The organism is Bradyrhizobium cosmicum, from assembly GCF_032290525.1.
In the GTDB taxonomy this organism is placed as follows: Bacteria; Pseudomonadota; Alphaproteobacteria; order Rhizobiales; family Xanthobacteraceae; genus Bradyrhizobium; species Bradyrhizobium cosmicum_A.
Genome location: NZ_JASXTA010000208.1, coordinates 1 through 275, shown reverse-complemented (window position 1 = coordinate 275; position 275 = coordinate 1). Strand labels below are relative to the sequence as shown.

The window sequence follows — 275 nt, the reverse complement described above, 5'->3', positions numbered from 1 at the left end:
AGGCGCGCCGTGGCCGAATTGCTGTTCACGGTCCGGATGTTTTTCGTGCTGCTGGCGAGGTTGCGGCGCGGAGACGTCACGCTGACCGTGCCGGCCCCCTTCATGCTGCCTTACGCTTTTGCAGCCGCGGCCAAATTGAAAGGCGCGAGATCGGCGCTGATCATGCACGATCTCTATCCCGACGTCCTCGTCATGGCTGGCCTGTTGAAGCCGCAATCGATCGTGGCGAAAGCGATGCGCGCCTTGAACGCGCCGATGTTTCGCGCGCTCGATGC

At 62.9% G+C, this 275-nt stretch carries 1 pseudogene; it reads left to right on the top strand.

The window, feature by feature from the left end:
- Window positions 1-9: 9 nt before the first annotated feature.
- Window positions 10-275: pseudogene (locus tag QSV46_RS39680) on the top strand (glycosyltransferase WbuB); the annotation flags it as partial.